A 21796-nucleotide genomic window follows, 5' to 3' on the forward strand; every position below is an offset into this window, starting at 1 on the left:
GGAAAATTTTGAAATTAGAAAAAGTCGGCATGAGGACCTTTAAAACAGGATTAAGTGTAGCTGTTTGTGTTGTATTAGGTTCAATGATTGTCCAAAATCCATTTTACTCAACCATAGCATGTGTAGTATCAGTGCAAGATACAGTTAAAGGTTCGCTAAAAGCTGGATTTAACAGAGTAAAAGGTACGATACTTGGAGGTATAATAGGCTTTCTAATTGTGCTAATTAAGCCAGGAGATGCATTACTTTGTGGTCTTGGAGTAATTATTACAATATATCTATGCAATATGTTTAAACTCAATAAAGCAGTAGTTGTTGCATGTGTAACTTTTTTATCTATACATCTTGGAGTTATAAATTCTAGCCCCGCAGAGTATTCATTCTTTAGAGTGTTAGATACTTCAATAGGAGTAGTTGTAGGGGTATTTATTAATTATATATTAGCAAGACCAGACTATTTAGATACTACAAAAAATGATTTTCAATCTATAGAAAAATTAACAAAAGAATTTCTAGAACTTAAGATATTAAAAAAAGGAAGTTTTAATATAAAAGAACTAGAAAAAGAGATAAAGAAAGTAGAAGGCTCTTATTCTAAGTTGATAGATGAGCTAGATTATAGCAGAGATAATATAGATATAGAAAAAATAGAAGAAACAATAATTATATGTAGAGAGATATATTTCCATGTACAGTCAATAGAATTATTAGATAAAAAACTATACTTAAGCAAAGAAAATTATGCAATTCTAAGAGATATCTATAAAATAGAAGAAATAGAATGGGATTTAGATGAAAGCAAAAGTCCTGTATTCAATTATCATCTAAGGAAGATAATAGAAGAAGCAGAAATACTTCATACTATTAATAGTAACAATCAATATAAATTATATTAAAACGATCTAGTGAATCTAGAGATTAATTTAATATATTCAAATTACAAATTTAATAAATAAAATTTAGTGCCTTCGTAAATATTACCTATATAGTATTTAAGGAGGCATTTTTCATGGAATCAATTAATTTAAATACGAAAATATTAGATACTTATAAAATGAAGCTTTTTAATGAGCTTATAAAAGCTATTTGGAGTGAGGAATTTGATGATATAGATAATATACCTAAAAAAGTGCTAGATAAAAGCGTATATAATGAATTTGGGGAAGAGGTCATATTAAATTTAATGAGAATAGTTATGGGGCTAGATCCAATAGATAAAATAGATGAAACAATAAAAGAAATGCTAAATAAAGCTATGTGCACAAAGGAAATAAGCACACCAATAATATCAGTAATCTCTCAAGTGTGCAATCATTGTGTTAACAAAGAAGATGGAAAGGAATGTTTAGTAAAAGAGAAGCATATTAATTGTAATAAGGACAATACATGTAATTCATGTGGAGGATGTATAAGAGAATGTAGCTTAGGGGCAATATCTGATAAGATTCAATTCATACCTATTTTAAAGTTACTAAAAGATAAAAAACATCCTGTGTACGCAACTGTAGCTCCATCATTTGTAGGACAACTTGGAAATGATGTAACTCCTGGTAAGCTAAGAAGTGCTCTTAAAAAAGTAGGTTTCAAAGACATGATAGAAGTAGCTTTAGCAGCAGATATACTTACTGTCAAAGAAAGTTATGATTATTGTAATCATATTAAAGAAAATAAAGAAGAATGTTTTATAACTAGTTGCTGTTGCCCGATTTGGATTAGTTTAATAAAGTCAAGTTACCCTGAAATTGTAGACAACATATCTAAGTCAGTATCTCCTATGATTGCCTGTGCAAGGATTATAAAGGTTTTAAACGAAGATGCTAAAGTAGTTTTTATTGGACCTTGCGTAGCCAAAAAGAAAGAAGCTATAGCAGAAGATATAAAAGGAGCAGTAGATTTTGTATTAACATTTAAAGAATTAGAGGAGATATTTAAGGCTTTGGATATAGAAGCGGATAAAGAAGTAGAAGAAAATAGAATAGAATCATCAGCTCTTGGAAGAATATATGCTCATGCAGGAGGGGTAAGTAAATCTATTGAAGAGTGTGTAAAAAAAATAAATCCGAAAGCTAATTTTAAAGCTATTACTTTTCAGGGAGCTAAAGACTGCAAAGCAGGGCTTGAAAAAGTTATAAATAAAGACATCGATGTAACTTTTGTTGAAGGTATGGGATGTATAGGTGGATGTGTAGGAGGGCCAAAGCGTATTTTAGAAACAGAAAAAGGTAAATCATTTGTACAAGAATATTCTAAAGAAACAAATATAAAAACTCCATTTGAAAATATAAATGTAATTCAATTTTTAGCAAAAATGGATATGAAAAAAATAGAAACACTAAGAAGTGAAGACAGGGAGAAATTGTTAGGATTATTTAACAGAGATATAAGATTATAAAGTAATAAACAAAGGGGATTAGGGGGATGAATATAAAAAAAAATTACAAAATTTTAGCTATAATTTTAGTAGCATTTATTGTATTAAGCATAGTTATTTTTAATATACCAAAGGAAGATGAGGATAGAAAATATACTTTATTAGAAAATTATATAGTAACGAGTACTTTAACTCAAACTATAAACGAAGCTACAACACAAAAAGAAAAAGGTCCTGTTTTATTACCACAGAAGATAGCATATATAACTATAGATGATGGTCCATCTAAATACACTAACTCGATATTAGACATATTAGAAAAAAATCAAGTTAAAGCAACTTTTTTTATGATAAATGATAATATGAAGAAACACCCAGATGAATTAAATAGAATGCAAAAAGAGGGGCATGGTATGGGATTTCATAGTGTAACTCATGATATACATAAGCTCTATGAAACACCACAAGCAACACTAAATGAATTTAAAACCTGCCAAGAAACTCTTTATAATATAACAGGAGATGTATCAAAATTAATAAGGCTGCCTTATGGAAGCAAGCCTTATATGCCTAAAGAATCTTATGATATATTAGTAGAAAATAATTATAAAATATGGGATTGGAATCTAGACACACTAGACTGGAAATCCACAACAGACAATATTTTAAGTAGTTTATTATATTATGGTAGAGATAAATCTAATTTAATAGTACTAATGCATGAAAAAGAACAAACTGTAGAAGCTTTAGATAACATTATAAGAGTATTAAAAGAAAGAGGTTATAAGATAGAACCAATAAGTGAAGATACACAAGATCGAAACTATTGGAAAGGAAATGTTCAAAGCTAATTAAAAAATCAAAGTAGTACATATATTATTATAAATAATTGACAATAATAATATTAATTGGATATAATTAAAGAATAAATAATAAGATAAAAACTATGATAAAGAGGAGTATGTAAATACTACTAAAAGAGATGAAGACTCATAGGCTGAAAGGTCTTCTTAGTATAGGTTTGCAGAAGGTAGCTTTGGAGTTTCTAGGCTGAACTAGCAGTAGGTTTAGACGGTGGGAATCGTTAAAATCCATAAAGAGCCCAAATTATTAAGTATCTGTATTATAGATTAGTGAAGTTATGATTAAGAGATGTAGCTAAGTAAATACGGAATATAACTCTTGAGAGATGAATGAGTTCAATTTGGGAATTAAGGTGGTAACGCGAGCTTTTCGTCCTTATAAGGATGAATGGCTCTTTTTTAATTTATACTATAAAATATATAAGTTTAAGACTTTTAATCAAAATAAAGTTATTAAGTTACTTGTATTATTAATAATTTTAGTAAGACAAATTTTTAATAAAAATAAAATTTTAAATAAAATGAGGAGGAAATGAAATTGGAAAACACTAATTTACCAAAAACGTATAATCCAAAAGATTTTGAATCAAGATTATATTCAAAGTGGATTGAAGATGGATTATTTAAATCTAAGCCAAATCCAAACAAGAAGCCTTTCACTATAATGCTTCCACCACCAAATATAACAGGACAATTACACATGGGGCATGCTCTTGACCATACTTTACAAGATATACTTATAAGATGGAAGAGAATGGACGGTTATGAAGCTTTATGGCAACCAGGAACTGACCATGCTTCTATAGCAACTGAAGTTAAAGTTGTTGAAAGAATAAGAGAACAAGAAGGAAAGTCTAAGTACGATTTAGGAAGAGAAGAATTCTTAAAGAGAGCTATGGATTGGAGAAATGAATTTGGTAGAAAAATAGTAGACCAAATGAAACAATTAGGAGACTCTTGTGATTGGGATAGAGAAAGATTCACAATGGATGAAGGATGTAACGAAGCTGTTATTGAGTTCTTCATTAAGTTATATGAAAAAGGTCAAATATACAGAGGAAACAGAATAATAAACTGGTGTCCAGATTGTAAAACAACTTTATCAGATGCAGAAGTTGAACATGAAGAACATGATGGAAAGTTCTATCATATAAAATACCCAATAGTTGGTAGTGACGAATTCTTAGAAATAGCTACTACTAGACCAGAAACAATGCTTGGAGATAGTGGTATAGCTGTAAATCCAGAAGATGAGAGATACACTCACTTAGTTGGAAAGAAAGCAATACTTCCACTAGTAAACAGAGAAATAATAATAGTTGCTGATGATTATGTTGATTTAGAGTTCGGTACTGGTGCAGTTAAGATGACTCCAGCTCATGACCCTAATGATTTTGAAGTTGGTCAAAGACACAACCTTGAAAAGATAAATGTAATGAACGAAGATGGAACAATGAATAAATTAGCTGGTAAGTATGAAGGCATGGACAGATATGAGTGTAGAAAGCAACTTATAGCTGACTTAGATGAAGCTGGATACTTAATAGCTATAAAAGATCATAACCACAATGTAGGTTCTTGCTATAGATGTCATACAGTAGTTGAGCCAAGATTATCAGACCAATGGTTTGTTAAGATGGATGAATTAGCAAAACCTGCTATAGATATATTAAAGAAACAAGAATTAAAGTTTGTACCAGATAAGTTTGACAAAACTTACTTACAATGGTTAGAAAATATAAGAGATTGGTGTATATCAAGACAATTATGGTGGGGTCACCAAATCCCAGCTTACTACTGTCAAGAGTGTGGAGAAGTAGTTGTTGCTAAAGAAATGCCTACTACTTGTCCTAAGTGTGGACATCATGAATTTAAGCAAGATGAAGACGTATTAGATACATGGTTCTCTTCAGCACTTTGGCCTTTCTCAACATTAGGTTGGCCACACAATACAGAAGAATTAAACTACTACTATCCAACAAGTGTACTTGTAACTGGATACGATATAATATTCTTCTGGGTTGTAAGAATGGCATTTGCAGGAATGTTCTGTATGGGAGAAACTCCATTTGAACATGTATTAATCCACGGACTTGTTAGAGACTCTGAAGGTAGAAAGATGAGTAAGTCTTTAGGAAACGGAATAGACCCATTAGAAGTAATAGACCAATACGGAGCTGATGCTTTAAGATTCATGTTAGCTACTGGAAACTCTCCAGGAAATGATATGAGATTCTATATGGAAAGAGTAGAAGCATCTAGAAATTTCGCAAATAAATTATGGAATGCATCAAGATTTGTATTCATGAACATAGATGAAGAGATAATGAATGGTGTAACTAGAGAATCAGTTGAAAGCTCTATGACTTTAGCTGATAAGTGGATAATATCAAGAGCTAACAATGTGGTTAAAGAAGTTAACGACAACATGGACAAGTTTGACCTTGGTATAGCTGCTCAAAAAATATACGACTTTGCGTGGTCTGAGTACTGTGACTGGTATATAGAAATAGTTAAGCCAAGATTATACTCTGACGATAAAGCTGCTAAACAAACAGCATTATATACATTAACATATGTATTAGAGAAGATATTAAAACTTCTTCATCCATATATGCCATTTATAACAGAAGAAATATACACTCATCTTCCAACAGTAGAAGGAAGTATAGTAGTGGCTCAGTGGCCTCATTACACTGAAGAAGACAACATGGCTAAAGAAGAAGAAATGATGAACTTAACAATGGATGGAATAAGAAACATAAGAAATGTAAGAGCTGAAATGAATGTTCCACCATCAAAGAAAGCTAAAGTTATAATAGTTCCAACAGCTGAAAAGAAAGAAGCTATGGAAGCTGGTAGAGATTACTTTGTAACATTAGCATCTGCATCAGTTGTTGAAATAGTAGACAATGAAGCTGGTATACCAGAAGATGCAGTAAGTGTTGTTATAGATGGAGTTAAAATATTTATACCACTTGATGAATTAGTAGACTTCACTAAAGAATTAGATAGATTAAATAAAGAAAAAGCTAAATTAGAAGGCGAAATAAAGAGAGTTAACGGAAAGCTTTCTAACCAAGGATTCTTAGCTAAAGCTCCAGAAAGCTTAGTTAATGAAGAAAAGGCTAAAAAAGAAAAATTCGAAGAAATGATGAAATCAGTTCTTGAAAGAATAGAAAATATAGAAGCTAAAATAAAATAGTTTATATAAAAAGAGCTACCTCTAAATAGAGATAGCTCTTTTATTATGTTATGAAAAATCTTTGAGATAAGTGGATAATTATAGTTTATAATATAAGTAAGAGAATTGAAATACTTATTTATATTAGGAGGTAGAAAAATGGCAAAAAATATATTAGGAAGAATGGCAGCCGATACATTAGGACTATCAGATATAGGAAAGATTATATCTCCTCAAGATTTTGATAAAGTTGATGGAGACGACTACATAATGCATGAAGATGGAGAAAAAATATACTTTGTTATAAAGTCAAAATCAGATGAATACGTATTTACTAATAGAGGCCTTTTACATGTAGATGGAGCAAATGCAGTTAGTAGGAAAAGGGTTGTAAAAAGACATGAATTTTACTATGAAAGAGTAGATGAAGTTACATTAGAAACTGCAGGTACAGTAGATTTAGATATAGAAATAAAGTTTAATTTCGGTAATGAAAGGTTTAGCATAGATGTAGATAAAAAACAACTAGAACAGTTAAAAGATTTATATAAAGCTCTAGTTGAAATAAGTATGATACAAGGCAGAAATTATACATCTGTAGAAGATGGTATAAATGGACTTAAGATGGCTAATGATGCAATATCAAGAAATCATCTAGAAGGAAATCCGGTAAATATAGTAGAAGACTTAGCTAAGTTTAACTTCAACTGGATGGAAAACTTAAGAAATACATATAACAATAAAGATTTTGGAGAAGTATTTGAAAAATATATAAATAACTAATAACTCATAGAATTTTATAAAAGTTATTGATGATTTATAGAGCATAGGTATACTACCTATGCTTTTATATTTATTAGATAAAGTACAATGTAAAATATTTTAAAGGATATTATTTCCGAAAAAAGGAATATATATAATCTATATATTTAAGATTGGAGAGAATGCTATGATATTGAAACTAGAAGATAAACATAGAAATATAGTCTTAGATTATGTAGTAAAGGAGCCTAGTAAAAATTTATTTATAATAGGAGATATTGAACAGCATGGGTTTAATAAAGATTTCCAAGAAGTATGGGGAAAGTTTGATGAAGATAACAATTTAAGAGGTATTTTATTAAGATACACAAATAATTTTATACCATATATTGAAAAACTAGATGAAGATGTATATGAATTTAAGGATATTATAAGAAAATATAAAGGCAAAAAAATAATATCAGGAAAAGATACTATAATAGAAAAATTTAAAGATGTATTGGAAGATTACGAAGAAAAAATTACATATTTTTGTGAATTAAAAGATGATAAAAAACTTTTAAAATGGGATGATACTATAAAACTAGGCATCGAAGAGGATGCACAAAGGATATATGATTTATTAAGTACAATAGAGGAATTTTCTGTAGAATATAGTGTTGATACAATAAGAAGTAGAATAAAAGATAATAGCACAGTATCTTATTATATAGAAAATGACAACAAAGAAATAATAACTATATCACAAATAACGGCAGAGAATAGTAAATCTGCTATGGTTGTAGGGGTAGCAACTAAAAAAGAATATAGAGAACAAGGATATATGGGTAAATGTTTATCTAAACTATGTAGTGATTTACTTAAACGCAATAAGACATTATGTCTATTTTATGATAATCCAAAAGCGGGAAGAGTATATCGTAGGATAGGATTTAAAGAGATTGGAATATGGACTATGTTAGTAGAAAAATAATTTATTATTATGATGTAATTAAATATCATATTATAAACTAAATTAGTAAAAAATATACTATAATAAAAAGTAGATAAATAATAACAAAAGAGAAATGACTAAGGGGGATAATAAATGAACTACCAAGAATCATTACATTACATAGAAGAAACTCACAAGTTTGGTGTAAGGTTAGGACTAGATAATATATCTAAACTATTAGAACTATTAGGAAATCCACAAGATAAGATAAATATAATACATGTGGCAGGAACTAATGGAAAGGGTTCAACTTGTTCTTTTATAACAAGTATATTAAAGGAAGCTGGATACAAAGTTGGATTATATACATCACCATTTTTAGAGACTTTCACAGAGAGAATAAGAGTAAATGGAGAAAATATACCAGAAGATGATGTAGCTAGAATAGTTACCTTAATAAAAGAAAAAATAGAATATATGGTGGCAAATGGATATTCATATCCTACAGAATTTGAAATAGTAACTGCCATGGCATTTTATTATTATTGTGAACAAAATGTAGATTTTGTAGCGCTAGAAGTTGGATTGGGTGGAAGATATGATGCTACTAATGTTATAAGCAAATCAGAAGTAAGTGTAATAACATCTATAAGCTTAGATCATGTAGGTATATTAGGAGATACAGTTGCTAAAATAGCCTATGAAAAAGGTGGAATAATAAAAGAAAATGGAGTAGCTATAGTATACGATCAAAGTGATGAAGCAAAAGATGTTATAAAAAATATATGTAAAGAGAAAAATGCTAAATATATAGAAGTTACATTTGATAGTATGAAAATTAAAAAATCAGATATAAATTCTCAAGTATATAGCTGTAAGGTTATGAATAAAACATATGAAGACTTAGAAATAAAGTTAATAGGAGAACATCAAGTTAATAATTCCATGTTAGCTTTAAGTGTGGTAGAGTACTTAAAAGAAGCTAAAAATTTAGATATAAATGAAGAAGATATTAGAATAGGTCTATTAAATACAAAGTGGCCAGGTAGAATAGAAAAGTTAATGGAAGATCCTATATTTATAATTGATGGAGCACACAATGAAGATGGAGCAAGTTCTTTGGCTAAATCTATAAGTGAAAATTTTGGAGACAAAAAAGGAACTCTTTTAATAGGAATGTTAGAGGATAAAGATATAGATAGTGTGTTAAAAATAATTATGCCTTATTTTGATAAGGTAATAACAACAACTCCAGATAATCCAAGAGCTATAAGCTGTGAAGCTTTAAAAGAAAAAATATCTAAATATGTGGACGATGTAATTTCAATAGAAAACATAGAAGAAGCTGTCAATTATACACTAAGAAACTCTAAAAAAGAAGATATAATAATAAGTGCAGGATCTTTATATATGATAGGAGCAGTTAGAACAATAGTAAATAATACATTAGAGTTAGCAGAGTAGTATAAAACAAAGTGCTTTAAAATAGTAACAATGGCTATTTTAAGGCACTTTTTAAATTTAAAAACAATTATAAAATAGTTTATCAATATATTATTTAAATGAACTAAAAATTTATAAAATATATTTTATATAAATAAAAAAGAGTATCAAATAAGGTAAAATACCTAAAGATACTCATAAATAAATATTATAGAGATTGGCGTATAGCCTTAGATAATTGGTCTGGGCAAGAAGTAGTTTTTCCACCACAAGGTATATTAGCTAACTTATCAGCTACTTCAAATGCATTTTGCCCAATTACTAATTGCTTAAGTCCTATTAAATTACCTGGACATCCACCTACAAACTCAACATTAGTTATAACATTGTTATCATCTACTTCAAAATTCATTTCTCTACAACAAACGCCACTTGGCTTAAATGTTACTTTCATAATAAAACCCCTAACTTAATATATTATTTTCAATCCTATCATATCAAATATATATTTAATATTGCAATACTAAAAGATAGTAATAATATATAGATACAAAAGAATATACTATTATAGTATATGTATGAATAATAAAGGGGGCTAAAGTTTGAAGCTATACATTTCAAATTATCTATCGAATAGCATAAGTATATTAGATTATAAAGATTTTAAAACTGAAGAAATACTATTAGATGATGGGACTTATCCGCATCATTTTTGCATAAATAAAAAGCAGAAATTAATGTATTTACCCAGTTCAATTAATGGAATAATGTATATACTAGACCTGGAACTAAAGAAAATAATAGATAGTATGTCTATAGGTGGTAACTTAAGTCAGATAGGTATATCTAAAGGAGAGCTTTATATATCTAATGAAGATTCTAATAGTATTTACATAATAAATGAACATACGCTAGAGCCAGTAGGTATAATTAGTGTAGGAGAAACACCGCATGGATTTGATTTTAATGAAAAAGAAAATAAATTATATGTACCTTGTAAAAATTCTATATACTGTATAGATACCTTAAGCAAATGTATAGATAGGGAGATTAAGATAGACTTCAAAGCATGGCATATAAAGGTAGATACTAAAAAAAATGAAGTATATGTATCTACATTAGATGGAAGTGTAATAGTACTAGATGGATTTAATATGAAGATAAAGCATACAATAAATCAGTTTTTGATACCAGTAGAAATATGCTTTAACTATAGTAAAAGTGAGGTATATATAGCTGATTTAGGACATAAAAAAGTAGTAATATTAGATTATAATAACTTAGAAATTAAAGGTGAAATTAAGATAAATGGGAATCCACAAGGTTTAGCTATTTCTAGAAATGAAGAATTATTATTTGTATCTGATACTCAAAATAACTCTATAAAAGTATATAATGCAATAAATCACATGTTTATAAATGAAATTAAAACAGGAAAAGAGCCTACAACAATAATATGTTTATAGGCTTAGTGGTTATCACGTATAAGTAAATCTATAACTTCTGCATACATATATGATGCATTTTTCTTCCAATTGTTACAAATAAGCTTGGCCTGTTTCTCTGATGAAACATTTAAGTTTAAATCTATTAAGTTAGATTGATTTTCAATAACTCTCAAGTTAACAATAAATTCATGATCACTTTGTTTTACAAAGCTTGATTTTACTTGTGTATCAGATAACAGATTCTCTTTATTATTTATTATATACTCGTCTATTTTTTTAGCTGTATCTTCAGGTATTCTAGATAAGAAGTACTCTAATATTTCTAACCCTTTTTGAGTAAGAGAGTAATATTCTTTACCAGAATCCTCATAAGTAACTAAAAATTTAGATTCCATAAGTTGACTTAAAAACTGTTGAAGAGAAAAATAATTCATAGTCTCAGTTTCTAAGATAACTTGAGTAATTTGAGAATTAGTTAAATCCATATTAATTTTATTTAAAATATATAAAATTAAAAGCTTGTGAGAAGCTAATTCTTCAGATGAGTTTTCAAACATTGTACCATCCTCCGTAAACTATTTCTATATAATATATTAAACCAAAATATACAAAAATAAAAGTAGAATTTGAATATATTCAATAAATAAAATATCTTTTTTTATTCGTAAAAATATAAGAGACTACCATTTAGGTAGCCTCTTATCACTTAGATGTCAGAATTTACTATACTATTTACCTGCCATTTGGTTTTCAGCCATTTCAACTAATTTTTTAGTCATATAGCCACCAACATAACCGTTTTGTCTAGCTGTTAAGTTACCTTTGTCTATTGTGTCATAGTTAGCTAATCCTATTTCATTAGCTATCTCTAACTTCATTTGATTTAATGCAGCCTTAGCTTCTGGAACAGCTTTTCTGTTGTTGTTTGCCATAGTAAATTTCCTCCTTAGATGTTGTGTACAATACATATTGTATTGTTGATACTAATTTACCCTGGAATCAAATTTTATATACGTTTTTTTAAAAATTATTTGTGCTTTGTATCAATTTTTATTGTTTGAACTTTGTATCAATTTTTATTTTTTTATCTTTACGTACACCTTCTTCAATTCCATGTGCTTCTCTTAGATAGTGTCTACCTTCAAGTTTAAATGTCTTTCTAGCTGTTTCAACTTGATGACCTTTAATATTACCAAAAGAACTTTTTATAATTGACATAATAGCACCACCTTATATTAGTATTAACTTTAATTTGCCCAAATAATAAATTTAGTTTAATAGTAATTTTTTGAAAAAAATAAAAATAAGTTTTAAATATAGGACAACAAAAAGGAGGTGTAAATATGAAGTATAAGTCTAAAAAAATAAAATATTTTAGATCTAGTACTTTCTTTTTAGGAGTAACAATAGTTTTTATAATAGCTTTAATAGGTGGAATTAGATATGTATGTTATGAAAAAGAAGTAGCTAGTATGCCAATACATAGTGTTGATACAAATGATAAAGAAATAGCTTTAACCTTTGATGTAGCATGGGGAAAAAATAATATAGATGAAATTTTACAAGTTTTAGAAAAACATAATGTAAAATCTACGTTTTTTTTGCTGGGCAGTTGGATAGAAGATAATAAGGAATTAGTTGAAAAAATACATAATGCAGGTCATGAAATAGGAAATCATTCTAATACACATGCAAGTTTTAAAAATTTATCAAAAGAATCAAAAGTTCAAGAAATTAAGTTAGTATCAGAAAAAATATATGATATAACAGGAGAAAAAACAAGTTTATTTAGACCTCCATTTGGTGATACAGATAAAGAAACTTTAGAGGTGAGCAATTCATTAGATCATCAAACCATTAAATGGAGCCTAGATTCTATGGATTGGAAGGGATTTGGTGCAAATCATGTTATTGATAGAGTAATGAAAAATTCTGAACCAGGATCTATAGTATTATTTCATTCAAATGTAAGTAATGTGGAAAATTACATAGACACTATAATACTTAATTTAAAGAAAGATGGATATAAAATAGTTCCTGTATCAGAAATAACATACAAAGAAAATTTCAAAGTGGATAGTAATGGAGTTCAAAAGCTACAGAATAAGTAGTAATAAAAGTAAGAATTTATAAATATATTTATTATATAAAAGATAAAATATACAATTAACAAATTGTGGGGGGATAAAGATGGTAACAGTTAAAGAAGAAACGAATGTAGTGAATTTAAGAGGGGAACTGAGTGAAAACTTAGAATTCAGTCATGAAATATTTGGAGAGAAGTTTTATAACACTACTATTAAAATAAATAGACTTAGTGATTCTTATGATATACTTCCTATTACAGTTTCAGAAAGACTTTTAGAAGATATAAAAATAGAGGAAGGGAATTTATGTAGTATATTGGGGCAGTTAAGGTCTTATAATAAAAATATTGATAATAGAAATAGACTAGTTTTAACTGTTTTTGTTAGAGAAATAAAGACGATAGAAGAGGAAAATAAAGATCCAAACAGTATATTTTTAGATGGTTACATATGTAAAGAGCCCGTTTATAGAAAGACTCCATTAGGGAGAGAGATAACAGATTTATTAGTAGCAATAAATAGACCATACAATAAATCAGACTATATACCATCAATAGTTTGGGGAAGAAATGCAAAATTTGCTAAAGGGTTAAAGGTTGGAGATAGAATACAAATGTGGGGAAGAGTTCAAAGTAGAGAGTATGAAAAAAAAGGTGAAGATGGAAATAGTATAAAGAAAGTTGCTTATGAAGTTTCTATATCGAAAATAAAAAAAATGAGTGAAAATAATAATGAATAGGGTTTCATAAAAAAACTAAAAATTTACTAGTTGAATAGTTGCTCCTTATTTATTATAATTTATTCTATGATGTTAGTTATAAATGCAGAAAGTAAAGAGGGGGAGCACTGTGAAAAGCGTATTATATCATGATTACGACCCTAGTATTAGTTTGACAGATAACTCTGATGATATAACTTGTTTTTTAGATACGATAAAGTATAATGTAGGCAATCATATACTACTTGTAGGAAAAATAGGTGACCTAGGGAAAAGATTAAGAAGGCTAGGAGTATATGTAACAATACTTGAGAATAGCCCTTATGAAGACGTATGTTATTCCTTAATACACAACGGAAACTGTAATGTTATAAAAGGAACACTTGAACTATTGCCTTTTGAAGATAGACATTTTGACAAAGTTATAATATTAGATCACTTTAATAACACTGGAAATTTCGAGCAAGCATCTAAAGAAATTAACAGAGTACTAAAGATCAATGGTGAGTTAATATTAGAAGATTTAAATTTAAAAAATATTAAAGTTAAGTTAAAAAATCTAAAGCATAAACTGTGCGGAGAAAATATCAAGTACCATTATCCAAATGATGTTGCAAAGTTATTTTCAACTTTAGATTTTGAAGGTAATGTTAAAGAAGTAGAAAATGAAAGATACATTTATATAGGAAAAAGAAAATAGAGATTTTACTAATATATATAAAGACTAGGTTAGCCTGGTCTTTTATATATTAAACTAAAAATAGGAGCCATATAGTTATGAGTATAAATTATCAATTAATAATAGTAGTAATGATGTTTGTTATATTAATATCTATACAATTTACGCTAAATAAAATATATTTAGTATTAAAGGATATAAAAGAAATACTTAATTTAAAAAGATTAAGAAAGGATTAATATGGCAAACTTAAAATACATAAGAGAAGATATTCAAAATATAGCAGAAGCAATAGTAGCTGTTTTAGGTATAGATGTAACCATAGTAGATGATGACTTAACTAGAGTTGCAGGTACAGGTATATATTTAGAAAAAATAGGAGAAAAAATAAGTGGATACTCTGCTTTTAATAAATGTCTAATAGAACAGATAGAAATAATAATAGATGATCCAAGTTGTAATGATATATGTAATGAATGCTCCAATAGTGGAGATTGTAAAGAGTTTGCAGAGGTTTGTTGCCCTATAATAAGCGAAGGAGTAACCTATGGGGTTATAGGCCTTATAGCTTTTACAGAGGAACAAGCTAAAGTTATAAAAAATAATAAAGATGTATTAATGAATTTTTTAGGTAAAATGGCTGATTTAATATCTAATAAAATTAAAGCTCAAGTAAAAGCTTATGAGTTAGAATTAGAAAAGAAAAAGCTAGAGACTTTAGTAAATGGTATAGATAAGGCTATAGTATCTATTGATGTAGATGGAAATATAGATAAATATAATTTAAAATTTAAGAAAGTATTCAATTTAGAAAATAATATAAATGGTAAAAATATATTTAAGCTTTTAGAGTTCATAAAAAAACCATCAAGAGATAATTTTAAAAAAGAAAAATCACATAGTTTTAACTATAAATTAGATGGATATGAATTAAAAGGAATATACAATATAAATGAAATTATTTTAAAGAAAGAATTAAAAGGATATGTTATAGACTTTATAGATAACAAAGATGCTATTAAAAACTACAATAAAATAAATAAAGATTATAGTATAACATTAGAAAATATAATAGGAAATAGTAGCATTATAAATAGTGTTAAAAAGGAAGCGCTAATAGCTTCTAAGTCCACTTCTACAGTACTAATTACAGGAGAAAGTGGTACTGGTAAAGAGTTATTTGCAAGAGCTATACATAACCATAGTAATAGATGTGAAAATCCATTTGTAGCTGTAAATTGTGCAGCCATACCAGATAATTTACTAGAAAGTGAATTATTTGGTTATGAAGAAGGAGCTTTTACAGGAGCAAAAAAGGGTGGTAAATTAGGTAAGTTTGAAATAGCTAATAAGGGTACTATATTCCTAGATGAAATAGGAGATATGAGCTTGCATCTACAAGCAAAATTACTTAGGGTATTACAAGAAAAAGAGCTAAATAAAATTGGAGCAAAATCAAATAAATTTATAGATGTAAGGATAATAGCAGCTACCAATAAAGATTTAGAAAAAATGGTATTAAAGGGAACTTTTAGAGAAGATTTATATTATAGGCTTAATGTAATACCTATATCACTTCCAAATTTAAGACAAAGAAAAGATGATATACCAGATTTAATAGATTTTATGATAAAAGAATATTCTAGAAAGTTAGAAAAGCATGTAACTGGTATTGACAAAAATGTGCTAGATGTAATGTTAGAATATAAATGGCCAGGAAATATAAGAGAGCTTCAAAATATAATAGAGTATGGCGTGAATATGTCTATAGGAGAAATTATAACATTAGATGTAATACCTAATAAATTAAAAAATGTAGAGTTAGAAGAAGTATTAGTTCAAAATGATAAGATAAGAACTTTAGAAGAATTAGAAAAAGCAGAAATCATTAAAGCATTACATAAATATAAAGATTATAAAAAAGACAAAGAGCTAGTAGCAAAAGCATTAGGTATATCTAGAGCTACTCTATATAGAAAACTAGAGAAATATAAAATTATCTCAAAATGAGAAAAAATCTCATTTTGAGATTTTTTTTACTCGAATTGAGATAAAAATATAAATTTATACACAAAATTAATATTTAAATGCAGATTTAGAAAAAAACTAAAAAAATAATAATCTTAATTATAATGTAGAAAAATGATGACAAATGCGTACATATAAGCATTTTACGGAAACGTTTTAACTAGATAAATTAAATAATAGAAAAATAATAATTAATTTAAAAAGTTGGCACATATATTGCTATATATAAAAGTATAAACTTAATTTATGTGGGAGGAAATGTTATGAAGGATGTAAGAAATCAAATAGTTAATATATTAAAGGCAGAAGTAAAGCCAGCTCTAGGATGTACAGAGCCAGTTGCAGTTGCATTAGCTTGTGCTAAAGCAAAAGAATTATTAGGGGAAGAAATAGTTAAGCATAACGTATTAGTTAGCCCAAACGTATATAAGAACGGAATGTGTGTAGGAATACCAGGAACAGAAAGATTAGGATTAAAAATATCAGTAGCTTTAGGATTTATAGGTGGACACTCTGAAAATGGATTAAGAGTATTAGAAACTTTAACTGAGGAAGAAGTTAAAAAGGCAGAAGAGTATATGGATACTCATCCAATATCAATATCACCAGCGGATACAAAGGAAAAGGTATATATAGAAGTAAACTTAGAAGGAAAAACTAGAACTTCAAGGGTTATTATAAGAACTAAGCATGATAACTTTGTTTACTTAGAAGAAAATGGAAATGTTTTATTAAATGAAGAAGGTTTAGAAGAAATAGCAGTTACAACAGAAAAAGAAGAAAACATAATGGACACTATAACTATAGAAGAATTAGTTAAAAATGTAGAAGCATTAGATCTTAAAGACATAGAATTCTTATTAGAAGGAATAGCTATGAATGAAGAAATAGCTAACTATGGATTAAATCAAAAAGTAGGTATAGGTGTTGGATACGGAATAAAGAAATCTATGGAAGATGGATTACTTGGAGACGACTTAATGAACCAAGCTATGATGATAACAGCAGCTGCATCAGATGCTAGAATGGCAGGAGTTAAAATGCCAGTTATGAGTTCAAATGGTAGTGGAAATCACGGTTTAACTGCTATACTTCCAATAGTAGCATACAACAAGAAATTCCCTCAATCAGATGAAAGATTAGCAAAAGCTTTAGCTATATCTCACTTAGTTACAGCATACATTAAAAATTACACAGGAAGATTATCAGCAGTATGTGGATGTGGAGTTGCTGCATCAACAGGAGCTACAGCAGGTTTATCTTGGTTAATGAGCGGAGATGAAAGACAAATAGAAGGTGCTATAGAAAATATGGTAGCTAACTTAAGTGGTATGATATGTGATGGTGCAAAAGCAGGTTGTGCATTAAAATTAGCATCAGCAGCATCAGCAGCAGTACAAAGTGCTATAATAGCTAAACAACAATGTTTCGTACCACCAATGAATGGTATAGTTGGAGCTAAAGTAGAACAAAGTATACAAAACCTAGGAAGAGTAAGTGATAAAGGTATGTCTGTTACAGATGAGGTTATAATAAATGTAATGGATGATATGAACAAGGTTAAGTAATTCTCCTTGCAAAAACATCTAATCTCCTATAAAATTGAAAGTATCATTTATACATAATGGAGGATTTATTATGAATATCGAAACTAAAAAGTGGGAAGTTTTATGTTCTGAAGAACAAATTGCTACTAGACTTAAGGAATTAGGTGCACAAATATCTAAAGAGTATGAAGGAAAGAATCTTTTAGTAGTATCTTTATTAAAAGGAAGCTTTATCTTCTGTGCTGACTTAGTAAGAAACATAACTGTTCCAGTTAAAATAGAGTTTATGACAACTTCAAGCTATGGTCACGGAGAACAAAGTAGTGGGAACGTAAAGGTTGTATCAGATGTAAATTCTAGTTTAGAAGGATATGATGTATTAATAGTAGATGATATAACAGATACAGCATTAACTATGCATCATGTTATGAATCATTTAAAAACTAAAAATCCAGCAAGCGTAAAATGCTGTGTATTACTTGATAAGCCAAGTAGAAGAAAAGTTGAATTAGTTCCAGATTACTGTGGATTTGAAATAGAAGACAAGTTTGTTGTTGGATATGGATTAAACTATGGTGATTATTACAGAAACGTACCATACGTATTCAATGTTACAAATGAAGATAGATAAATAAAAAGTTGCTCTTAGGAGCAACTTTTTATTTACAAAGATTTTGTAATTTATATAAACTATATAAGTAAACTAAGCTAATATATATTTATACACATATCAACTGTAAAAATGGTTGAAAAGTGGATAACTTCAAAATGAAAATGGTTGCAGGAGGATTAAGTATGGGGATAAAAATGATACATCATATATGCATTCAAACAGAAAAATATAAGGAATCATTAGATTTTTACACAAGAATACTGGGATTTGAAGTAGTTCAAGAGAGTAAAAATTTCCACAACAGAGAATATAATACGTGGATAAAACAAGGTACCTTTATGATAGAACTTCAGACGCCTAAAGCTGGGGATAAGTTTAAAAAGTGGACATCTTTAAATGAAGGCCCAGTGCATATGGGATTTATTGTGGATAATGTGGAAGAAGAGTATAAAAGGATAAAATCGCTAGGATATACTAATTTCAAAGTTAAAAATGGAGAAATTGTATACAAAGTAGAAGGTGAAAGCTTATTTAAAATAAAAGCACCAGAAGGAACAGAAATAGAAATTAGAGATACTGATATAGCTTAGTATCAAAAATACCCTTCTATTAATATCATATTAGTATGAAAGTATTATGATTAATGGGGGGATTTTTTTGAGAAACTTCAATGAGAAATATTCATTGGTTAGAGTATTGCATGCCTTGGTAAGTGGAGAAGAATTAGATGTATATATAGATGGATTTCCTTTTTATATGGATGTAAGATTTGCTCAATTTACACCATATATATATGTACCAGAAGGAGAGCATATATTTAGCGTTTATTTAAAAGAGGAAAGGGATAGTCCTTTGAGTGAGGTTAGTATCGATGTAAAAAATGATGAGCTTATAACAGCAGCTATTATAGAAAAAAATGATAAAGTAGATATACTTCCTATACCAGAGAAAATGGGAGTTCCAGAAGATAATACATCGAAGATTAAGTTTGTACACTTAGTTCCAGAAGCACCAAATGTTAATATACTAATGGGTGGAGAAGAAATATTTAATAATGTAGGTTATACAGATTATACAGAGTATGAAAATGTGCCAATAGGAGAGTATAAGATGGATATAGAATTGACGGAAAATAAAAAAACAGTTTTAAGCAACTTAGTAAATATAAATCCAAATAGAATATATACATTTTATGTTATTGGGATATCGCCTAATATAGATATGATTCAGACATTAGATGGAGCAACTTTCTTACAGTGATAGATATAAACTATAAAAATTTGTTATTATTAAAAGTATAGATAAATTTATCTATACTTTTTTACGCTTAAGGAAATTATCATACTTCAAAAACTATAGATAACTATTGTAGCTAAGTAATACCAATTAGTTTAGTAAGCGCAAAAAAGACAATTTGAAGCGCTTCGCGATACGTCGCTCAAGCAACGGATGAAGTGTAGCGCCCACGTAGTGGCTTAAGCGAAGCGAATTTTTTATGTTCAAAGTTATATTTATGTGGTATATAATATAATTAGTTTAATTAGGAGTATAAATACTATGAAGAAAGCAAGGATTTTAATAAATATAGTCTTAATAATAGCATTATTATTTGGAAGTTATAATATTATATCTAAAGTTTTAGACTATAAAAAAGCAGATAGAGTATATGATAATATAAAGAAAATAAAAGAAGAAAGAGAAAAACAATTTGTATCAAGTGCACAAAGTAATAATAATTATAAAGTAGGCAATAGTGAGGTAGATGATAATAAAGAGGTTAAACAAAATAGTCCTTATAATAAGACTACTTTAGATTTATCTGATATAAATAAAGATTATAGAGGTTGGATAGACATTGATGGAACTAATATAGATTACCCAGTTCTTCAAGCTAAAGATAATAGCTATTATCTTAAAAAGGATATAAATAAAAATTATTTACCATCAGGTTCTATATTTTTAGACTATAGAAATAACAGATTTGAGGATAGTAATACAGTTATTTATGGTCACTATATGAGAAATAATACAATGTTTGGTGAGTTGAAGAAATTTAAAGATAAAAAATTCTTTGATAAAAATAATAAAATATACATAGAAACGCCAGATGGACAAAAATTAGAATATAAAATTTTCTCAGTTTATACAACTGATGCAAATTATAATTACATACAGACTTCTTTTAATTCTAAAAGTGATTATAAACAATTTCTTAATAAAATAAAAAACAAGTCTTTATATAACACTAATGTAGAAGTAAGTGAAAATGATAAAATACTAACTTTATCTACTTGTAGCTATGAATTTGAAAATGCGAGAACTGTAATTCATGCCAAATTAGTAAATTAAAAGGCTCAAATTAATATTTATTAATTTGAGCCTTTTATATTTAGTCCAAATCTCTAAGACCGTCCATTAACTTAGTTTTATCAGCTGTTTTTTCGTCTTTTATTTTTATGACTTTTGCAGGAGAGCCAGCAACTACCTCTCCTTCTAACACGTCATGGGTAACAACTGAACCTGCTGCCACAATAGCGCCCTTTTTTACTGTTACACCTTCAAGTATTACAGCATTTGCTCCTATTAAAACATCATCCTCAATTATAACAGGAGAAGCAGAAGGTGGCTCTAAAACGCCAGCAATAACCGCTCCGGCACCTACATGAACATTTTTTCCGATTATACCTCTTGCTCCAATAACTGCGTTCATGTCAATCATGGAATTATCACCAATAACAGCTCCAATATTTATAACAGCTCCCATCATTATAACCGCATTTTTTCCTATAGTAGCCATATCTCTTATTATAGCTCCAGGCTCTATACGAGCATGTTCATGAAGGTAGTTGTATATAGGTATAGCAGAGTTCCTTCTATCATACTCAATATATATATCGTTTATAAGATTTTCCTTACCTTTTAGAAAATCATTTATTGTATCATAGTCACCAATAAGTATATAAGAACCATTAGAACCAAATACTTTAAATTCCTTAGCTTCTTTGAAGCTGATAAGATTAGTATTTATATAAACCTTAACAGGTGTTATTTTTTTTGATTCTTTTATATATTTGGCTATTTCATAAGCATCGTTTAAATTTATCATTAGTTACCTCCAT

23 protein-coding genes and 1 other annotated feature are annotated in these 21796 nt (G+C 28.3%); of the genes, 18 read left to right on the forward strand and 5 right to left on the reverse strand.

Annotated elements, in window-relative coordinates; all coding sequences use genetic code 11:
* Positions 1-8: 8 nt before the first annotated feature.
* The 7 genes from FRIFI_RS00740 to FRIFI_RS00770 all read left to right on the forward strand — a co-directional run bounded on the left by FRIFI_RS00740 (position 9) and on the right by FRIFI_RS00770 (position 9578).
* Entirely contained in the window at positions 9-896 is an 888-nt protein-coding gene (locus FRIFI_RS00740) for an FUSC family protein (RefSeq protein WP_166504710.1), read from the forward strand.
* A 113-nt stretch (positions 897-1009) separates the two neighbouring features.
* The gene (locus tag FRIFI_RS00745) at positions 1010-2392 is read left to right on the forward strand and encodes a [Fe-Fe] hydrogenase large subunit C-terminal domain-containing protein (protein WP_166504711.1); all 1383 of its coding nucleotides are present in this window, start codon (positions 1010-1012) and stop codon (positions 2390-2392) included.
* 26 nt (positions 2393-2418) lie between these two features.
* A complete protein-coding gene (locus FRIFI_RS00750; protein ID WP_166504712.1) occupies positions 2419-3222 on the forward strand; it encodes a polysaccharide deacetylase family protein in 804 nt (267 codons plus the stop codon).
* An 86-nt stretch (positions 3223-3308) separates the two neighbouring features.
* Positions 3309-3615 (forward strand) — a binding site (T-box leader).
* A gap of 151 nt (positions 3616-3766) precedes the next feature.
* Positions 3767-6439: a valine--tRNA ligase gene (locus tag FRIFI_RS00755; RefSeq protein ID WP_166504713.1), complete on the forward strand. Its 2673-nt coding sequence runs from the start codon at positions 3767-3769 to the stop codon at positions 6437-6439.
* Between the two features lie 138 nt (positions 6440-6577).
* Positions 6578-7201: a PH domain-containing protein gene (locus tag FRIFI_RS00760; RefSeq protein ID WP_092922464.1), complete on the forward strand. Its 624-nt coding sequence runs from the start codon at positions 6578-6580 to the stop codon at positions 7199-7201.
* Positions 7202-7367: 166 nt separating this feature from the next.
* On the forward strand, positions 7368-8153 hold the full coding sequence (locus tag FRIFI_RS00765) for a GNAT family N-acetyltransferase (protein ID WP_092922467.1): 786 nt from the start codon (positions 7368-7370) through the stop codon (positions 8151-8153).
* A 114-nt stretch (positions 8154-8267) separates the two neighbouring features.
* Positions 8268-9578: a bifunctional folylpolyglutamate synthase/dihydrofolate synthase gene (locus FRIFI_RS00770; protein ID WP_166504714.1), complete on the forward strand. Its 1311-nt coding sequence runs from the start codon at positions 8268-8270 to the stop codon at positions 9576-9578.
* 187 nt (positions 9579-9765) lie between these two features.
* On the opposite strand, the gene FRIFI_RS00775 is transcribed toward FRIFI_RS00770, so the two are convergent.
* Positions 9766-10011: a TIGR03905 family TSCPD domain-containing protein gene (locus tag FRIFI_RS00775; RefSeq protein ID WP_166504715.1), complete on the reverse strand. Its 246-nt coding sequence runs from the start codon at positions 10009-10011 to the stop codon at positions 9766-9768.
* A gap of 148 nt (positions 10012-10159) precedes the next feature.
* Between FRIFI_RS00775 and FRIFI_RS00780 the strand changes: the two genes are divergently transcribed.
* A complete protein-coding gene (locus FRIFI_RS00780; RefSeq protein ID WP_166504716.1) occupies positions 10160-11023 on the forward strand; it encodes a YncE family protein in 864 nt (287 codons plus the stop codon).
* A gap of 2 nt (positions 11024-11025) precedes the next feature.
* On the opposite strand, the gene FRIFI_RS00785 is transcribed toward FRIFI_RS00780, so the two are convergent.
* The 3 genes from FRIFI_RS00785 to FRIFI_RS00795 all read right to left on the reverse strand — a co-directional run bounded on the left by FRIFI_RS00785 (position 11026) and on the right by FRIFI_RS00795 (position 12223).
* Positions 11026-11562 (reverse strand): DUF4364 family protein, encoded by a 537-nt coding sequence (locus tag FRIFI_RS00785; protein ID WP_092922479.1) that lies wholly within the window; start codon positions 11560-11562, stop codon positions 11026-11028.
* Between the two features lie 171 nt (positions 11563-11733).
* Positions 11734-11937 carry an alpha/beta-type small acid-soluble spore protein gene (locus tag FRIFI_RS00790; protein WP_092922482.1) on the reverse strand — a complete coding sequence of 68 codons (204 nt, stop codon included), beginning with the start codon at positions 11935-11937 and terminating at the stop codon, positions 11734-11736.
* Positions 11938-12055: 118 nt separating this feature from the next.
* Positions 12056-12223: a hypothetical protein gene (locus FRIFI_RS00795; RefSeq protein WP_166504717.1), complete on the reverse strand. Its 168-nt coding sequence runs from the start codon at positions 12221-12223 to the stop codon at positions 12056-12058.
* A gap of 125 nt (positions 12224-12348) precedes the next feature.
* On the opposite strand from FRIFI_RS00795, the gene FRIFI_RS00800 reads away from it, so the two are divergent.
* From FRIFI_RS00800 to srtB, 10 genes are all read left to right on the forward strand, one after another.
* Positions 12349-13116: a polysaccharide deacetylase family protein gene (locus FRIFI_RS00800; protein WP_092922485.1), complete on the forward strand. Its 768-nt coding sequence runs from the start codon at positions 12349-12351 to the stop codon at positions 13114-13116.
* A gap of 79 nt (positions 13117-13195) precedes the next feature.
* Positions 13196-13831 (forward strand): single-stranded DNA-binding protein, encoded by a 636-nt coding sequence (locus FRIFI_RS00805; protein WP_092922488.1) that lies wholly within the window; start codon positions 13196-13198, stop codon positions 13829-13831.
* A gap of 109 nt (positions 13832-13940) precedes the next feature.
* Positions 13941-14510, forward strand: coding sequence for a class I SAM-dependent methyltransferase (locus FRIFI_RS00810; protein WP_240276208.1), 570 nt, complete (start codon positions 13941-13943; stop codon positions 14508-14510).
* 77 nt (positions 14511-14587) lie between these two features.
* The gene (locus tag FRIFI_RS00815) at positions 14588-14728 is read left to right on the forward strand and encodes a hypothetical protein (RefSeq protein ID WP_166504718.1); all 141 of its coding nucleotides are present in this window, start codon (positions 14588-14590) and stop codon (positions 14726-14728) included.
* A gap of 1 nt (position 14729) precedes the next feature.
* Complete coding sequence (locus FRIFI_RS00820) at positions 14730-16499, forward strand: sigma-54 interaction domain-containing protein (RefSeq protein WP_166504719.1); 1770 nt, start codon at positions 14730-14732, stop codon at positions 16497-16499.
* Between the two features lie 281 nt (positions 16500-16780).
* The gene (locus FRIFI_RS00825; protein ID WP_092922497.1) at positions 16781-18085 is read left to right on the forward strand and encodes an L-cysteine desulfidase family protein; all 1305 of its coding nucleotides are present in this window, start codon (positions 16781-16783) and stop codon (positions 18083-18085) included.
* A gap of 70 nt (positions 18086-18155) precedes the next feature.
* Positions 18156-18695, forward strand: coding sequence for a hypoxanthine phosphoribosyltransferase (gene hpt, locus FRIFI_RS00830; protein WP_092922501.1), 540 nt, complete (start codon positions 18156-18158; stop codon positions 18693-18695).
* 164 nt (positions 18696-18859) lie between these two features.
* Positions 18860-19267, forward strand: coding sequence for a VOC family protein (locus FRIFI_RS00835; RefSeq protein WP_092922504.1), 408 nt, complete (start codon positions 18860-18862; stop codon positions 19265-19267).
* Between the two features lie 67 nt (positions 19268-19334).
* Entirely contained in the window at positions 19335-19937 is a 603-nt protein-coding gene (locus FRIFI_RS00840) for a DUF4397 domain-containing protein (RefSeq protein ID WP_166504720.1), read from the forward strand.
* 297 nt (positions 19938-20234) lie between these two features.
* Positions 20235-21026 (forward strand): class B sortase, encoded by a 792-nt coding sequence (srtB, locus tag FRIFI_RS00845; protein ID WP_166504721.1) that lies wholly within the window; start codon positions 20235-20237, stop codon positions 21024-21026.
* A 40-nt stretch (positions 21027-21066) separates the two neighbouring features.
* Here the strand turns inward: srtB and dapD are convergent, their stop codons facing one another.
* Entirely contained in the window at positions 21067-21783 is a 717-nt protein-coding gene (gene dapD / locus FRIFI_RS00850; protein WP_166504722.1) for a 2,3,4,5-tetrahydropyridine-2,6-dicarboxylate N-acetyltransferase, read from the reverse strand.
* Positions 21784-21796: the final 13 nt, after the last annotated feature.

It is taken from the genome of Romboutsia hominis (genome assembly GCF_900002575.1).
In the GTDB taxonomy this organism is placed as follows: domain Bacteria; phylum Bacillota; class Clostridia; order Peptostreptococcales; family Peptostreptococcaceae; genus Romboutsia_C; species Romboutsia_C hominis.

Bases quoted from the DNA above. Each gene is read 5' to 3' on its own strand.
- FRIFI_RS00800 (WP_092922485.1), top strand. From the start codon at position 12,349: ATGAAGTATAAGTCTAAAAAAATAAAATATTTTAGATCTAGTACTTTC.
- FRIFI_RS00785 (WP_092922479.1), bottom strand. From the start codon at position 11,562: ATGTTTGAAAACTCATCTGAAGAATTAGCTTCTCACAAGCTTTTAATT.
- hpt (WP_092922501.1), top strand. From the start codon at position 18,156: ATGAATATCGAAACTAAAAAGTGGGAAGTTTTATGTTCTGAAGAACAA.
- FRIFI_RS00770 (WP_166504714.1), top strand. From the start codon at position 8,268: ATGAACTACCAAGAATCATTACATTACATAGAAGAAACTCACAAGTTT.
- FRIFI_RS00755 (WP_166504713.1), top strand. From the start codon at position 3,767: ATGAAATTGGAAAACACTAATTTACCAAAAACGTATAATCCAAAAGAT.
- FRIFI_RS00775 (WP_166504715.1), bottom strand. From the start codon at position 10,011: ATGAAAGTAACATTTAAGCCAAGTGGCGTTTGTTGTAGAGAAATGAAT.
- FRIFI_RS00790 (WP_092922482.1), bottom strand. From the start codon at position 11,937: ATGGCAAACAACAACAGAAAAGCTGTTCCAGAAGCTAAGGCTGCATTA.
- FRIFI_RS00760 (WP_092922464.1), top strand. From the start codon at position 6,578: ATGGCAAAAAATATATTAGGAAGAATGGCAGCCGATACATTAGGACTA.
- FRIFI_RS00795 (WP_166504717.1), bottom strand. From the start codon at position 12,223: ATGTCAATTATAAAAAGTTCTTTTGGTAATATTAAAGGTCATCAAGTT.
- srtB (WP_166504721.1), top strand. From the start codon at position 20,235: ATGAAGAAAGCAAGGATTTTAATAAATATAGTCTTAATAATAGCATTA.
- FRIFI_RS00750 (WP_166504712.1), top strand. From the start codon at position 2,419: ATGAATATAAAAAAAAATTACAAAATTTTAGCTATAATTTTAGTAGCA.
- FRIFI_RS00820 (WP_166504719.1), top strand. From the start codon at position 14,730: ATGGCAAACTTAAAATACATAAGAGAAGATATTCAAAATATAGCAGAA.
- FRIFI_RS00805 (WP_092922488.1), top strand. From the start codon at position 13,196: ATGGTAACAGTTAAAGAAGAAACGAATGTAGTGAATTTAAGAGGGGAA.
- FRIFI_RS00835 (WP_092922504.1), top strand. From the start codon at position 18,860: ATGGGGATAAAAATGATACATCATATATGCATTCAAACAGAAAAATAT.
- FRIFI_RS00815 (WP_166504718.1), top strand. From the start codon at position 14,588: ATGAGTATAAATTATCAATTAATAATAGTAGTAATGATGTTTGTTATA.
- FRIFI_RS00765 (WP_092922467.1), top strand. From the start codon at position 7,368: ATGATATTGAAACTAGAAGATAAACATAGAAATATAGTCTTAGATTAT.
- FRIFI_RS00825 (WP_092922497.1), top strand. From the start codon at position 16,781: ATGAAGGATGTAAGAAATCAAATAGTTAATATATTAAAGGCAGAAGTA.
- dapD (WP_166504722.1), bottom strand. From the start codon at position 21,783: ATGATAAATTTAAACGATGCTTATGAAATAGCCAAATATATAAAAGAA.
- FRIFI_RS00745 (WP_166504711.1), top strand. From the start codon at position 1,010: ATGGAATCAATTAATTTAAATACGAAAATATTAGATACTTATAAAATG.